Consider the following 251-nt stretch of genomic DNA (forward strand, 5'->3'; position numbering starts at 1 on the left):
GGTGGAAAAAGCCTGCTATCGCCTGTCGGGCGTCGACGAGCACCAGGAGCAAAGCTGGCAGAAGTACACGCTGGCGCTGATCGCGTTCAACCTGGCCGGTTTTGTGTTGCTGTTCGCGATCCTGCTGTTCCAGGACTACCTCCCACTGAACCCGCAGAAATTGCCGGGGCAGGAGTGGACGCTGGCCTTCAATACCGCGGTCAGTTTCATGACCAATACCAACTGGCAGAACTACAGCGGCGAAGCGTCCC

Annotated in this window: 1 protein-coding gene; it reads left to right on the plus strand. The window is 59.0% G+C overall.

The genetic code is table 11. The annotated features are described in order from the left end of the window. A partial coding sequence (locus tag SB765_RS32085; protein ID WP_410932821.1) for a potassium-transporting ATPase subunit KdpA occupies window positions 1–251 on the plus strand: 251 nt, incomplete at both ends.

This window comes from Pseudomonas sp. SIMBA_067 (assembly GCF_046534675.1).
Lineage (GTDB): Bacteria > Pseudomonadota > Gammaproteobacteria > Pseudomonadales > Pseudomonadaceae > Aquipseudomonas > Aquipseudomonas putida.